General features: G+C 61.8%; 14 protein-coding genes. 4 read left to right on the top strand and 10 right to left on the bottom strand.

Annotated elements, in window-relative coordinates:
• Nucleotides 1–39: 39 nt before the first annotated feature.
• Nucleotides 40–798, bottom strand: coding sequence for a Nif3-like dinuclear metal center hexameric protein (locus H620_RS0122360; RefSeq protein WP_027908076.1), 759 nt, complete (start codon nt 796–798; stop codon nt 40–42).
• Nucleotides 799–1,103: 305 nt separating this feature from the next.
• Between H620_RS0122360 and algW the strand changes: the two genes are divergently transcribed.
• Nucleotides 1,104–2,264, top strand: a complete 1,161-nt coding sequence (gene algW / locus H620_RS0122355; protein ID WP_023378797.1) for a Do family serine endopeptidase AlgW — start codon at nt 1,104–1,106, stop codon at nt 2,262–2,264.
• Nucleotides 2,265–2,320: 56 nt separating this feature from the next.
• On the opposite strand, the gene H620_RS0122350 is transcribed toward algW, so the two are convergent.
• The 4 genes from H620_RS0122350 to H620_RS0122335 form a co-directional block, all read right to left on the bottom strand.
• Entirely contained in the window at nt 2,321–3,085 is a 765-nt protein-coding gene (locus H620_RS0122350) for an amino acid ABC transporter ATP-binding protein (protein ID WP_003251792.1), read from the bottom strand.
• A gap of 10 nt (nt 3,086–3,095) precedes the next feature.
• Entirely contained in the window at nt 3,096–4,193 is a 1,098-nt protein-coding gene (locus H620_RS0122345; protein WP_027908075.1) for an amino acid ABC transporter permease, read from the bottom strand.
• 10 nt (nt 4,194–4,203) lie between these two features.
• Nucleotides 4,204–5,382, bottom strand: a complete 1,179-nt coding sequence (locus H620_RS0122340; RefSeq protein WP_023378795.1) for an amino acid ABC transporter permease — start codon at nt 5,380–5,382, stop codon at nt 4,204–4,206.
• A 67-nt stretch (nt 5,383–5,449) separates the two neighbouring features.
• Nucleotides 5,450–6,478: an amino acid ABC transporter substrate-binding protein gene (locus tag H620_RS0122335; protein ID WP_023378793.1), complete on the bottom strand. Its 1,029-nt coding sequence runs from the start codon at nt 6,476–6,478 to the stop codon at nt 5,450–5,452.
• Between the two features lie 333 nt (nt 6,479–6,811).
• On the opposite strand from H620_RS0122335, the gene H620_RS0122330 reads away from it, so the two are divergent.
• Nucleotides 6,812–7,468 carry an alpha/beta hydrolase gene (locus H620_RS0122330; protein ID WP_027908074.1) on the top strand — a complete coding sequence of 219 codons (657 nt, stop codon included), beginning with the start codon at nt 6,812–6,814 and terminating at the stop codon, nt 7,466–7,468.
• A gap of 97 nt (nt 7,469–7,565) precedes the next feature.
• A complete protein-coding gene (rhlB, locus tag H620_RS0122325) occupies nt 7,566–8,999 on the top strand; it encodes an ATP-dependent RNA helicase RhlB (RefSeq protein WP_023378790.1) in 1,434 nt (477 codons plus the stop codon).
• A 108-nt stretch (nt 9,000–9,107) separates the two neighbouring features.
• On the opposite strand, the gene moaE is transcribed toward rhlB, so the two are convergent.
• From moaE to H620_RS0122300, 5 genes are all read right to left on the bottom strand, one after another.
• Nucleotides 9,108–9,554, bottom strand: a complete 447-nt coding sequence (gene moaE / locus H620_RS0122320; protein WP_023378789.1) for a molybdopterin synthase catalytic subunit MoaE — start codon at nt 9,552–9,554, stop codon at nt 9,108–9,110.
• A 2-nt stretch (nt 9,555–9,556) separates the two neighbouring features.
• The gene (gene moaD, locus H620_RS0122315; RefSeq protein ID WP_023378788.1) at nt 9,557–9,802 is read right to left on the bottom strand and encodes a molybdopterin converting factor subunit 1; all 246 of its coding nucleotides are present in this window, start codon (nt 9,800–9,802) and stop codon (nt 9,557–9,559) included.
• Nucleotides 9,802–10,272, bottom strand: coding sequence for a cyclic pyranopterin monophosphate synthase MoaC (gene moaC, locus H620_RS0122310; RefSeq protein WP_023378787.1), 471 nt, complete (start codon nt 10,270–10,272; stop codon nt 9,802–9,804). The genes moaD and moaC overlap by 1 nt, the downstream gene beginning before the upstream one ends.
• Nucleotides 10,273–10,459: 187 nt before the next feature.
• Nucleotides 10,460–11,854 (bottom strand): PhoH family protein, encoded by a 1,395-nt coding sequence (locus tag H620_RS0122305; RefSeq protein ID WP_023378786.1) that lies wholly within the window; start codon nt 11,852–11,854, stop codon nt 10,460–10,462.
• A gap of 272 nt (nt 11,855–12,126) precedes the next feature.
• Complete coding sequence (locus H620_RS0122300) at nt 12,127–13,263, bottom strand: polysaccharide deacetylase family protein (protein WP_027908073.1); 1,137 nt, start codon at nt 13,261–13,263, stop codon at nt 12,127–12,129.
• A gap of 136 nt (nt 13,264–13,399) precedes the next feature.
• Between H620_RS0122300 and yaaA the strand changes: the two genes are divergently transcribed.
• The gene (yaaA, locus tag H620_RS0122295; RefSeq protein ID WP_023378784.1) at nt 13,400–14,179 is read left to right on the top strand and encodes a peroxide stress protein YaaA; all 780 of its coding nucleotides are present in this window, start codon (nt 13,400–13,402) and stop codon (nt 14,177–14,179) included.
• Nucleotides 14,180–14,419 lie beyond the last annotated feature (240 nt).

The following is a 14,419-nucleotide window of genomic DNA, read 5'->3' as shown; positions in this document are numbered from 1 at the left end:
CCAGCAGGAACCGGCTTGCCGGCGATGAGGCCCCAAAGGTCAGATCGGGTTCGGGCAGTCGATGAACAGGTGCTCCAGGGCAAACCGACGCGCCAGGTAATCCCCCAGCGCCTGCACGCCATAACGCTCGGTGGCATGGTGGCCTGCGGCGATGAAGCTCACGCCGTTCTCGCGCGCGCTATGAAAGGTCTGCTCGGACGCCTCGCCACTGATGTACAGGTCGACTCCGGCGGCGATCGCAGTATCGATGTAGCCTTGGCCGCCTCCGGTGCACCAGCCGATCCGGCGAACCATGACATCGCCTTCCACCAGCAGCGGCTCACGTCCCATCACCTCCTGCACGCGCCGGGCGAAATCCCGCGCTGTCATTGGCTCGGCCAGCGACCCGACCAGCCCCACGACCTTTGGGTTCTCCGGGTCCAGCGGCCCCTCGACGGTAATGTCCAGCTGACGAGCCAATTGCACGTTATTGCCCACTTCGGGATGCACATCCAGCGGCAGGTGGAAGGCCAGCAGGCTCATGTCGTGCTTGAGCAAGGTTTTCAAGCGGCGTTGCTTGATGCCGGTGACACACGGGTTCTCGCCCTTCCAGAAATAACCATGGTGAACCAGCACCAAGTCGGCATCGGCCTCGACCGCCGCGTCGAGCAACGCCTGGCTGGCGGTCACGCCACTGACGATGCGACTGACCTGAGGTCGCCCTTCGACTTGCAGGCCGTTGGGGCAGTAATCCTGGATCTTCGCGCTACCCAGGTAGCGCTCGGCCTCCTCGACCAGGGTGTTCAGTGCGACGGCCATGGAAAATCTCCTCGAAATCTGCGCTTTCGACGGGCACAACGCCCGTATAATGGCGGCCATTATGGGCCGTCGCCGGCTTCGGGGAAACCGGCGGCAGTCGCATGGGGGCAAGACCGAGGCGCCAGCATTCGCGGGCAGACCCGCTCCCCCAGGGGCCAGCGTGGTCCCTGGAGGACATGGACTCAACCGCGAAGCAGGTAAATCGGTTTGCACATCGCCGATCGCTCTGTACCTGTGTATGATCGCGCGCGCTCGCGCCCCGCTGCGCTGCCAATTGGCCCCCGCCCTACTCCCAGGATTCGTTCATGCTCAAGGCTCTGCGTTATTTTGGCTGGCCCCTGATTACTGGCGTGCTGATCGCCATGCTGGTCATCCAGCGTTTCCCTGAATGGGTCGGCCTCCCCAGCCAGGACGTCAACCTGCAGCAGGCTCCGCAGACCACCCGGATCATGCAGGGGCCGGTGTCCTATGCCGACGCCGTGACCCTCGCCGCCCCAGCGGTGGTGAACCTGTACACCACCAAAGTGGTGAACAAGAGCGCCCATCCCTTGTTCGAAGACCCGCAGTTCCGCCGCTTCTTCGGTGACAACCTGCCCAAGCAGCGGCGCTGGGAGTCCAGCCTGGGTTCGGCCGTGATCATGAGCCCCGAGGGCTACCTGCTGACCAACAACCACGTTACCAGTGGCGCCGACCAGATCGTGGTGGCGCTCAAGGACGGCCGTGAGACCCTGGCGCGCGTCGTGGGCAGCGACCCGGAAACCGACCTCGCGGTACTGAAGATCGACCTCAAGAACCTGCCGGCGATCACCATCGGCCGTTCCGACAACATCCACATCGGCGATGTCTCCCTGGCCATCGGTAACCCGTTCGGGGTCGGCCAGACCGTGACCATGGGCATCATCAGCGCCACCGGACGTAACCAACTGGGCCTGAACAACTACGAAGATTTCATCCAGACCGACGCGGCCATCAACCCAGGCAACTCCGGTGGTGCGCTGGTCGATGCCAATGGCAACCTGATCGGCATCAATACCGCGATCTTCTCCAAGTCTGGTGGTTCCCAGGGCATCGGCTTCGCCATCCCGGTCAAGCTGGCGCTGGAGGTGATGAAGTCGATCGTCGAGCATGGCCAGGTGATTCGCGGCTGGCTGGGCATCGAAGTGCAGCCATTGAGCCAGGAACTGGCGGAATCGTTCGGTATGCAGGGCCGCCCAGGCATCGTCGTGGCGGGGATCTTCCGCGATGGGCCGGCGCAAAAGGCCGGGTTGCAGCTGGGTGACGTGATCCTGAGCATCAATGGCGAACCTGCGGGAGACGGACGCAAGTCGATGAACCAAGTTGCGCGGATCAAGCCCAACGAGAAGATCACCATCGAGGTGGTGCGCAACGGGCAGCAACTGAAACTGGTTGCCGAGGTGGGGCTGCGACCGCCACCTGCACCGGTGGCTGCCAAAGAAGAGAAGTAAGTTGATGCTGGGGCGGCCTTGCAGCGCGAAAGGGCCGCAAGGCGCCCCCCGTCACATCAATGCAGAATCTGGCTCAAGAACAGCTTGGTCCGGTCACTGCGCGGCCGGTCGAAGAAGTCATCCGGCGCTGCCTGCTCGACGATCTCACCTTTGTCCATGAAGATCACTCGGTTCGCCACGGTGCGGGCAAAGCCCATCTCGTGGGTGACGCAGAGCATGGTCATGCCATCCTCGGCCAGACCTACCATGGTATCGAGCACCTCTTTTACCATTTCCGGGTCAAGCGCCGAAGTCGGCTCGTCGAACAGCATGATCTTGGGCTTCATGCACAGGGCCCGGGCAATCGCCACGCGCTGCTGCTGACCACCGGACAACTGCCCGGGGTACTTGTGCGCCTGCTCCGGGATGCGTACCCGCTCCAGGTAGTGCATGGCGATTTCCTCGGCCTTGCGCCGCGGCATCTTGCGCACCCACATTGGTGCCAGGGTGCAGTTCTCGAGGATGCTGAGGTGCGGGAACAGGTTGAAGTGCTGGAATACCATGCCCACCTCGCGGCGGATCGCCTCAATCTGCTTGAGGTCGTTGGTCAGCTCTACGCCATCGACGACGATGCGCCCCTGCTGGTGCTCTTCCAGGCGGTTGAGGCAGCGGATGGTGGTGGACTTGCCCGAGCCAGACGGCCCGCACAGCACGATACGCTCGCCCTGGCGTACGTTCAGGTTGATGTCCTTGAGCACATGGAACTGACCGTACCACTTGTTGACGCCCTGCATCTGGATGATGCCTTCGGGGCCGGCAGGCTGCTTGATCGCTTCACTCATTTCGAAACTCCTAACGCTTGTGGCCAGTGTCCAGCTTGCGCTCCAGATGCATGGAGTAGCGGGACATACCGAAACAGAAAATCCAGAACACCAGGGCGGCGAACACATAGCCCTCAGTGGCCATGCCCAGCCAGGCCGGATCGGCAGCCGCCTGCTTGACACTGTTGAGCAGGTCGAACAGGCCGATGATGATCACCAGGCTGGTGTCCTTGAACAGAGCAATGAAGGTGTTGACGATGCCTGGGATCACCAGCTTGAGCGCCTGGGGCAGAATCACCAGCCCCATCGAGCGCCAGTAGCCCAGGCCCATGGCCGCGGCCGCCTCGTACTGCCCCTTGGGAATGGCCTGCAGGCCGCCGCGCACCACTTCGGCGATATACGCCGACTGGAACAGGATCACGCCGATCATCGCCCGCAGCAGTTTGTCGAAGCTCATGCCCTCGGGCAGGAACAACGGCAGCATCACCGAGGACATGAACAGCACGGTGATCAGCGGCACGCCACGCCAGAACTCGATGAAGGTGACGCATACCACCTTCACCGCCGGCATGCGCGACCGTCGGCCCAGCGCCAGCAGGATGCCCAGCGGCAAGGCGCCGACGATGCCCACGGTGGCGATCACCAGCGTCAGCATCAGGCCGCCCCATTGGCTGGTCGGCACGGTATCCAGCCCCAGGTAGCCGCCGTGCAGCAGGGTGTAGGCCAGGATCGGATACAGCACCAGGAAGCCCAGGCCGTAAAACGCCTTGCGCGCAAAGCGCTTGATGAACAGCGGTGCGGCACCGAGCACGGCAAGCCAGACGGTCAGGTCCACGCGCCAGCGCAGTTCGGTCGGGTAGTAGCCATACATGAACTGGCCGAAACGCTGCTGGACGAACACCCAGCAGGCACCTTCCTTGGTGCAATCGGCGCGGGTGGTGCCTACCCAGTTGGCGTCGATCAGCGCCCATTGCACCAGAGGCGGCACGATCAGCCAGATCAGGTACAGGGCGAACAGGGTCAGCAAGGTATTGAGCCAGCTGGAGAACAGGTTGGCACGCATCCATGCGAGCACGCCGACGGTTTTCACCGGCGGCGGCATGTCGGGTTTGAAAACATGGGCATTCACGGGCGTATCCTCACCGCTCGATCAGCGCAATGCGCTTGTTGTACCAGTTCATCAGCAGCGAAATGCTGATGCTGATGGCGAGATAGACACTCATGGTGATGGCAATCACCTCGATGGCCTGGCCGGTCTGGTTGAGCACGGTACCGGCGAACAGCGAGACCATCTCCGGATAGCCGATACCGGCCGCCAGGGACGAGTTCTTCGCCAGGTTCAGGTACTGGCTGGTCAGCGGCGGAATGATCACCCGCAGTGCCTGGGGGATGATCACCTTGCGCAGGGTCGGCCCCTCACGCAGCCCCAGCGAGCGCGCAGCCTCGGTCTGGCCATGGCTGACCGAACGGATGCCAGAGCGCACGATCTCGGCGATGAACGCCGCGGTGTAGATGGTCAGCGCCAGCGTCAGGGCCAGCAGTTCGGGAATCAGCACCCAGCCACCGACGAAGTTGAAGCCCTTGAGCTGCGGCACTTCCCAGTGCACGGGGCTGCCGAACAGCAAGGCGCTGGCGCCAGGAATGACGATGAACAAGGCCAGGCCGACCCAGAACTTGTGGAAAGGCTCGCCAGTTTCATCGAACCGCTTGTTGGCGTAGCGCACCATGAACACGATGGCCACGATCGCCAGTCCCAGCGCGACGAAGAACGGCCAGAAGCCCTCGGCCATCGAGGCACCCGGCATGTTCAGGCCACGGTTGCTGATGAAGAACGTGTCGTCGATGTTGATGCTACCCCGCGGTCCCGGCAGGGTCAGAAACACCGCGAAGTACCAGAACAGAATCTGCAGCAGCGGCGGAATGTTGCGGAAGGTCTCCACATACACGGTCGCCAGCTTGTTGATCATCCAGTTCGGTGACAAACGAGCCACACCGATGATGAAGCCCAGAATCGTCGCCAGAATGACACCGATGAACGTCACCAACAGGGTGTTGAGCAGGCCGATGACGAACACTCGCGCATAGCTGTCGGATTCCACATAAGGAATCAGATGCTGGGCGATGCCGAACCCGGCACTGCGGTCCAGGAAGTCGAAGCCGGAGGTGATGCCCCGGTGTTGCAGGTTGGTTTGGGTGTTGTGGAACAGATACCAGCCCAGACCGACCACGAAAACGATCGTGAGGATCTGGAACAGCCACGCGCGCACACGTGGATCGCTCAGGGATAACCCCTTGGGTGCGCCGATTTGATTTTGCATGAAGTGCCCCGAAAAAAAGGGATCCGAACAACCTGCGACGGCGGGATGCCGCCGCAGGGTGCAGCCATCAGCGCACAGGTGGCGCGTACTGGATGCCGCCGTTGTTCCACAGGGCGTTCATGCCACGGTCGATCTTGAGGTCGGTGCTCTGACCAAGGTTCTTTTCGAACACTTCACCATAGTTGCCGACTTGCTTGACGATCTGCACTACCCAGTCCTTGGGCAGCTTGAGGTCCTTGCCGTATTCACCGTCGGCACCCAGCAGACGGGCGACGTCCGGGTTCTTGGTGGACTTGGCTTCGGCCTCGACGTTCTTCGAGGTGATGCCGGCCTCTTCGGCGTTGAGCATCGCGAACAGGGTCCACTTGACGATGCTGAACCACTCCTCGTCGCCTTTACGCACCACCGGGCCCAGAGGCTCCTTGGAGATGGTTTCCGGCAGCACCACGTAGTCGGTCGGTGCAGCCAGCTTGGAGCGTTGGGCGAACAGTTGCGACTTGTCCGAGGTGAGCACGTCGCAACGGCCGGACTCCAACGACTTGGCGCTCTCATCGGAAGTATCGAAGGTGATCGGGGTGTACTTGAGATTATTGGCGCGGAAGAAGTCGGATACGTTCAGTTCGGTGGTGGTACCGGCCTGGATGCAGATGGTCGCGCCATCGAGCTCCTTGGCACTGGAAACACCCAGCTTCTTGTTGACCAGGAAGCCCACGCCGTCATAGTAGGTGACACCGGCGAACACCAGGCCCATGCCGGCATCGCGCGAGCTGGTCCAGGTAGTATTACGCGACAGCACGTCGACTTCGCCCGACTGCAGGGCGGTGAAGCGCTCCTTGGCGTTGAGTTGGCTGAATTTGACCTTGGTGGCATCACCGAACACCGCAGCGGCGACAGCGCGGCATACATCGGCGTCGATACCGATGATCTTGCCCTTAGCATCGGGGACCGAGAAGCCTGGAAGACCGTCGCTCACGCCACACTGGACGAAGCCCTTCTTCTTGACCGCATCGAGAGTGGCGCCGGCCTGTGCGAAGCTGGTGGCTCCCAGCGCGGCGGCAGCGGTCAGGACTGCCAGGGTGGTTTTCAACATCTTCATTCACAACCTCCAAATCGCTCTTGTTGTACCGAGCCGGAATTGCACCGCACCCTTATGAGGCGCATCCGACCCTTGTTGGCTTGTTATTGGGTCAATTGGCGCAATGAGCTGTTCTGTGACAGCCTTCGCGTGCAAAGGGTGTTACCGTCGCGGATAGTCCCTTTGCCTCAACGGATCCATAGCAAAGCGCGTACCACAGTTGGCGGCTTAAGCGTTTAAGCGCTAGTCAAGTAGGGAAAGTTGTATCGTTGCGACATTCTTTTTCTGACAATCAATAGCCAGGCCTTCTTTTCACGCACGTTCTTACCAGGCATGCACACTTTCGGAGCAGTCATGACCAACCCGCTGATTCTCGAACCACAGAAAACCGCAGACGCCTGTGTGATCTGGTTGCACGGCCTGGGTGCCGACCGTTACGACTTCCTACCGGTGGCCGAATTTCTGCAGGAACGGCTGCTCACTACCCGCTTCGTGATGCCGCAGGCGCCCACCCGTCCGGTTACCATCAACGGCGGCTATTCCATGCCAAGCTGGTACGACATCAAGGCCATGACCCCGGCCCGCGCCATCGACGAAGGGCAATTGGAAGAGTCGGCGCAGCAGGTCATCGCCTTGATCAAGGCCGAGCAGGCCAAGGGCATCAGCCTGTCGCGAACCTTCCTCGCCGGTTTCTCCCAGGGCGGCGCCGTGGTGCTGCACACCGCTTATATAAAGTGGCAGGAGGCGCTGGGAGGGGTAATCGCGCTGTCCACCTACGCTCCAACCTTTACCGACAGTCATCAGCTCAGCGCGTGCCAGCAACGCACGCCAGCCCTGTGCCTGCATGGTGTGCACGATTCGGTGGTGATCCCTTCGATGGGCCGTACGGCCTTCGAATTCCTCAATACTTGGGGCGTTGCCGCCCGCTGGCAGGAATACCCCATGGAACATGAAGTGATGGTCGAAGAACTGGGCGACATCCACGACTGGTTGAGCCAGCAACTGCAATAGGCCAAGCGTGTAGCTGCCTGCGCATTCCACTACGCCGCGCCTGAATCTTGCATTACACTGCCCGGCGTACATTCCTTAACCAATTGATGAGACGATCGTGCTCAAGGCACTCAAGAAAATATTCGGCAAGGGAGACGCCGCGCCTCAGGCCGTCGAACCCGCAGCGCCGGTGAACAAGTCCGCGCCGGCGCCTACCGTGCAACCCGAAGCCGCTCCGGTCGAGGCCAGCACCCAACCCACAGCCCCTGCCGCCGCCGACAAACCGGCCAAAGACAAACCGCGCCGCGAGCGCAAACCCAAACCACAAGCCAGCCTGTGGAAACCTGAAGACTTCGTGGTCGAGCCACAGGAAGGCAAGACACGCTTCCATGACTTCAAGCTCTCCAACGAGCTGATGCATGCCATCCACGACCTGGGCTTCCCATACTGCACGCCGATCCAGGCCCAGGTGCTCGGCCATACCCTGCGCGGCAAGGACGCCATCGGCCGGGCCCAGACCGGTACCGGCAAGACCGCAGCGTTCCTGATCTCGATCATCTCGCAGCTGCAGCAGACACCACCGCCCAAGGAACGCTACATGGGCGAGCCTCGCGCGCTGATCATCGCCCCGACCCGCGAGCTGGTGGTGCAGATCGCCAAGGACGCGATGGCCCTGACCAAGTACAGTGGCCTGAACGTGATGAGCTTCGTCGGCGGCATGGACTTCGACAAGCAGCTCAAGAGCCTGGAAGCGCGCCACTGCGACATTCTCGTCGCTACACCGGGCCGCTTGCTGGACTTCAATCAGCGCGGCGAAGTGCACCTGGACATGGTCGAAGTGTTGGTGCTGGATGAGGCCGACCGCATGCTGGACATGGGCTTCATCCCGCAGGTCCGCCAGATCATTCGCCAGACACCGCCCAAGAGCGAGCGCCAGACCCTGCTGTTCTCCGCCACCTTCACCGACGATGTGATGAATCTGGCCAAGCAGTGGACCACCAACCCGGAAATCGTCGAGATCGAACCGGAGAACGTGGCCAGCGAGACGGTCGAGCAGCATGTCTATGCAGTCGCGGGCAGCGACAAGTACAAGCTGCTGTACAACCTGGTGACCCAGAACAAGTGGGAACGGGTGATGGTATTCGCCAACCGCAAGGACGAAGTGCGGCGCATCGAAGAGAAGCTGGTGCGCGATGGCATCAATGCCGCCCAACTTTCCGGCGACGTGCCACAGCACAAGCGGATTCGCACCCTCGAGAACTTCCGCGAAGGGCGCATCACCGTGCTGGTGGCCACCGACGTGGCGGGGCGCGGCATTCACATCGACGGCATCAGCCATGTGATCAACTTCACCCTGCCGGAAGACCCGGATGACTATGTGCACCGCATCGGTCGTACCGGACGGGCGGGCACCAGTGGTGTGTCGATCAGCTTCGCCGGCGAGGATGACTCCTACCAGCTACCAGCTATCGAGGCGCTACTGGGGCGCAAGATCAAATGCGAGATGCCACCGGATGAACTGCTCAAGCCGGTGCCGCGCAAGCATCATTGATCGGTGGTGACCTTTTCGCGGGTAAACCCGCTCCCACAGGCCAGCGCCACCCTGTGAGAGCGGGTTTACCCAGGAATCGGGGCAAAGCCCCGGTCATCCACCACACACCTACCAGCGCCCCGCCGCCTCCTGGTCACTCTGCTTCCCTTCGACCCACCGCGGCCCTTCCTGGGTATTTTCCTTCTTCCAGAACGGTGCCCGCGTCTTCAGATAATCCATGATGAAATTGCAGGCATCGAACGCTGCCTGCCGATGGGCACTGGCCACGCCCACGAACACGATCGGCTCCCCCGGCTCCAGGGCACCGATACGGTGCAACACCTCCACCTTGAGCAACGGCCAGCGCTGTTCGGCGTCGACCACAATCTTGGCCAAGGCCTTCTCGGTCATGCCCGGGTAGTGCTCAAGGAACATCCCGGCCACTTCCCGGCCATCGTTGAAGTCGCGCACATAGCCGACGAAGCCGACCACCGCTCCCACACCGACATTCGCGGCATGCATGGCATTGACCTCGGCCCCGGGGTCGAAAGCACCTTCCTGCACTCGCACCGCCATGTTCAGCCTCCAGTCACCGGTGGGAAGAACGCCACGTCGTCGCCCTCTTCCAGCGGCTCGTCAAGCCGACAGAGCTCTTCATTACGCGCGCACATCAGGTTCTGTTCGGCCAGCACCTCATACCGCCCGCCCTTGGCCAACAGGGCCTGGCGCACGTCGTCGAGCACCTTGAATTCACCTTCAAGGCGCTCGGCATCCACGCCCAGCCGCTCACGGTAACGGGCGAAATACATCACCTTGACCTTCATCACGCCTCCGCCTTGTAGTGGCCGCTCTTGCCGCCGAGCTTCTCCAGCAGGCGTACCTGCTCGATGACCATGCCTTTGTCCACAGCCTTGCACATGTCGTAGAGGGTCAGGGCAGCAACGCTGGCAGCGGTCAGCGCCTCCATCTCCACGCCAGTCTGCCCGGCCAGCTTGCAGCGGGCGACGATACGCACGGCGTCTTGACCGTCAGTGCTGAGCTCGACCTTGACGCTGGTCAGCATCAGCGGGTGGCACAGTGGAATCAGGTCGCTGGTCTTTTTCGCCGCCTGTATCCCGGCGATACGCGCCACGGCGAATACATCGCCCTTGGGATGCTCGCCATCGACGATCATCTGCAAGGTCTGCGGCAACATGCGCACCCGCGCCTCGGCGGTGGCTTCGCGCTCGGTTACGGCTTTTTCAGTGACGTCGACCATGTTGGCGCGTCCCTGGGAATCGAGATGAGTCAGCACTGCTCTGCTCCTGGGAAGGGAACGAAGAGTGTAAACCTGTGGGTCAGGTTTGAGCAGTGCAATGTATCGCCAGCCCTGGCCTCGTCGCGGTCAACCTACTCCCATGCAGGCACCCCCGGCACTCAATCCAGTGACAGGTCTGTGTGGCGGCAAAAAAGCCGGGCGGCGGGCCGCCCGGCTGCAAAGGTTACAGATGGGACTCGGCGTACTCGGCCAGCACCGACCGCGGTACCCCTTGCAGGGTGATGTGCACACCATGAGGGAAGTCCTTGAAGCGCTCGGTCAGGTAGGTCAGGCCCGAGCTGGTCGCGGACAGGTAGGGGGTGTCGATCTGCGCCAGGTTGCCCAGGCAGACCACCTTGGACCCCGAGCCGGCACGGGTGATGATGGTTTTCATCTGGTGCGGCGTCAGGTTCTGGCACTCGTCGATCAGGATCAGACTCTGCTGGAAGCTGCGACCACGGATGTAGTTCAGCGACTTGAACTGCAACGGAACCCGCTCGAGGATGTACTCGACGCTGCCATGGGTGCTTTCGTCATCCATGTGCAAGGCTTCGAGGTTGTCGGTGATGGCACCCAGCCAAGGCTCCATTTTCTCGGCCTCGGTGCCCGGCAGGAAGCCGATCTCCTGGTCCAGCCCCTGCACGCTGCGGGTAGCGATGATGCGCCGGTAACGCTTGCTGACCATGGTTTGCTCGATGGCTGCGGCCAGCGCCAGGATGGTCTTGCCGGAGCCGGCGGCCCCCGTCAGGTTGACCAGGTGGATATCGGGGTCGAGCAATGCGAACAACGCCAGGCTCTGATGGATGTCACGTGGCTTCAGGCCCCAGGCCTCCTGGTGCAGCAGCGGCTCCTGGTGCAGGTCGAGCAGCAGCAGTTCATCGTTGCGAATGCCCTTGATCCAGCCAACGAAGCCTTGCTCGTCGATGATGAATTCATTGACGTGCACAGCGGGCAGGTTGTCGATCAATTGCACCCGATGCCAGGTGCGGCCGCGCTCCTGGCGGGTATCGACCTTGCTGACCCGGTCCCAGAACGAACCAGTGACCGAATGGTAACCCTTGGACAGCAACGACACGTCGTCGACCAACTGGTCGGTGCTGTAATCCTCGGCGGCAATGCCACAGGCACGCGCCTTCAGCCGCATGTTGATGTCCTTGGTCACCAGCACCACGTCCAGGTCGGCGCGGCGTGAACGCAGCTCCAGCAGTTGGTTGATGATGATGTTGTCGGCCAGGTTCTCCGGCAACAGCCGGTTGGGTTCACTGCGTGGGCTCATCAGGATCGACAGGAACCCTTTGGGACCGCTCTTGCCACGCTGGATCGGCACACCCTGCTCGACATCGCTGGGGGATGCGTCTGCGAGGGTCTGGTCGATGAGGCGGATGGCCTGGCGGCATTCGGCGGCGATGGTATGTTTGCCTGTCTTGAGCTTGTCGAGTTCCTCCAGCACGGTCATCGGGATCGCGACGTGGTGCTCCTCGAAGTTCAGCAAAGCATTGGGGTCGTGAATCAGGACGTTGGTATCGAGCACATACAGGATAGGCTGGTTGGAGGAAGGGTTGCGTCCTTGGTCATCCATACTCGGTCACCTTATGTGAAAGCCACACGACGCGTACCGCTGCGCCGCAGAGTGACTGCCGTTCTCCCCGTATCCGCGTTGTTACGGGCGGGGAGCGCACCTGGCAAGGAGGGCCTGGATGACGCCACCTGTGCTGCAGGAATCGGCTGTCTGGTTTCTTCATACCGCAAAAACCATGACTAAAAAAAGTATTTTTACGCGTCAATGAAGTTTATTTTTCCGATTGACGAACAGGGGTTGGCGACCAGGCTCGCGAGGACTACAGTCAAAAGTCATACCCCCGTTTCGCGATACCCGTAATCGCGGCAGCCTTCCCAGCCGATTCCGCTCTGCGCCGTGTTGTGCAACAGCCACTCCACCACCGGCTGCGCCTTGGGCAGGCTGTCATGCAGCTGGATCACACCCTTGCGCCAAAGCAACATCAAGGTCAGCACACGCTGTGCCGAGGCCTCGGCGCTCAGGGCGCTAGCGTCCTGGGCATCGATATCCCATAGCGAAACCTGCAACTGCTGACGGGCCATGAACGCCTCGCCATCGGCCCGCCGCTGGCCGTAAGGTGGACGGAACAGGGGCACATACTGCTCTGGCAGGTCGGCCTGCACCCTGGCCTGGCTGCGCTTGAGCGAATCCTGCCAGTCCTGCCACTGGGCATGGGAACGGTACTCCCAGCCCTGGATACCCACGCATTGACCCCGATAAAGCTCGGCCAGCGCATTGGCCTTGCCGCCGTCGCGCCGTTGTTGCAGCCGGTTACCCAGCACGAAGAACGTGCCTTGCATCTTCTGCCTACGTAGGTAACGGCTCAATGCATCGGTGCTGCCCTCCTCCGGCCCCGGGCCGCCCACGAAGGTGAGCAGGAACATACGGTCATTGAGCTCATCGCCATTGCGCTCACGACTCGACAGACGCTCGACCTCGCTGGTGGTCTGCGGCAACAGCGCCGCCTTGCGCAACTGCTCATCCAGGTACAGCACATGGAACTGGTGGCTCGGCTCGATCCAACCGGTGTAGAACGTGCCAACATCGCCTGCGAACGTCGCCGCTTGAGCACGTAAGTCGGCCATCGAGTCGACCGGATAGCAGAACGAGGCGTCCTGCTCGCAACTGCGTTGGGCTTGCTGGTAACCCTGGAACACGCGTTGCCACATCCGTGCCCGCACCGCGCGAATCTTTTGCAGGTTGATCTGGCGCAGGCCCAGGCGCTTGGCCAGTGCCGCGTCGTCCAGCAGCTCGCTCTCGTGCAGCACCTGGGCAAACGAGAGAATCTCGGCGCGCGAAGCGACATCGAACAGCGCCGGACTGTTCAGCGCTTCTGGCCACACGCGGCGGTCCAGGCTGGCCGGTGGAAGGGGGGCGGCCTGGGTAGCCAGGCTTAACAGCATGACCAGGAAGGCACCAGCGATGCGCACGTTCAGACTCTCCGCAGCGGCGAAACGCGCACTATAGCGCCTGATGAGGCGATGGTCTGTGGCTATCGTCGCCATAGTTTGGACTTATCTCCATCTATCCGTAGAATTCGCGGCAACGATTCCAGGAGCCGAACCGATGCTGACGGTGATTTCCCCCGCCAAGACCCTCGACTACGAAACCCCGCCGGTGACCGAGCGGTTCACCCTGCCCCAGTATCTGGACGACTCCCAGGTGCTGATCCAGCAACTGCGCGACCTGTCGCCAGCCCAGATCAGCGAACTGATGCACCTTTCCGACAAGCTTGCCGGTCTCAATGCCGCCCGCTTCGGCAGCTGGACCCCGGACTTCACCCCCGCCAACGCCAAGCAGGCGCTGTTGGCCTTCAAGGGCGACGTCTACACCGGCCTGGATGCCCAGACCCTCAGCGAGGACGACTTCAGCTATGCCCAGGATCACCTGCGCATGCTCTCCGGCCTGTACGGTCTGCTGCGCCCGTTGGACCTGATGCAGCCCTACCGCCTGGAAATGGGCACCAAACTGGCCAACGCCCGGGGCAAGGACCTGTATGCCTTCTGGGGGACACGTATCAGCGAATGGCTGAACCAGGCCCTGGCCGACCAAGGCGATGACCTGCTGCTGAACCTGGCCAGTAACGAGTACTTCAGCGCGGTGAAGCGCTCGGCGCTCAAGGCGCGGGTGATCGACGTGGACTTCAAGGACCTGAAGAACGGCCAGTACAAGATCATCAGCTTCTATGCCAAGAAGGCCCGCGGGATGATGAGCCGCTTCGTGATCCAGGAGCAGGTCAACGACCCGGCACAGCTCAAGCAGTTCGATGTGCAGGGGTATTACTACAGCGCGGAGCAGTCGAAGGCGGATCACCTCGTGTTCTTGCGGGATCATCCGGGGGAATGAGTGTCGGCCCTGTTTTGGTTGGCGTGTGGTTTTGAAATCGAGCGCCGCCCACGCGGCGCATCGCGAGCAAGGCTCGCTCCTACGGTCGTTTACGGCCAATGAGGCCTTCACCAAAGCGGTCGCGCGCAAATCCCACACAACCCACTGGCCCGAAACAAACGTAGGAGCGAGCCTTGCTCGCGATGCGCCGCGCGGGCGGCGCTCGATCTCAAGACCACAACAACGCTATCGACCTACGCC

Source organism: Pseudomonas taiwanensis DSM 21245, assembly GCF_000425785.1.
GTDB lineage: Bacteria > Pseudomonadota > Gammaproteobacteria > Pseudomonadales > Pseudomonadaceae > Aquipseudomonas > Aquipseudomonas taiwanensis.
The sequence above is the reverse complement of the archived record's forward strand: the minus strand, read 5'-3'. Positions and strand labels throughout refer to the sequence as shown.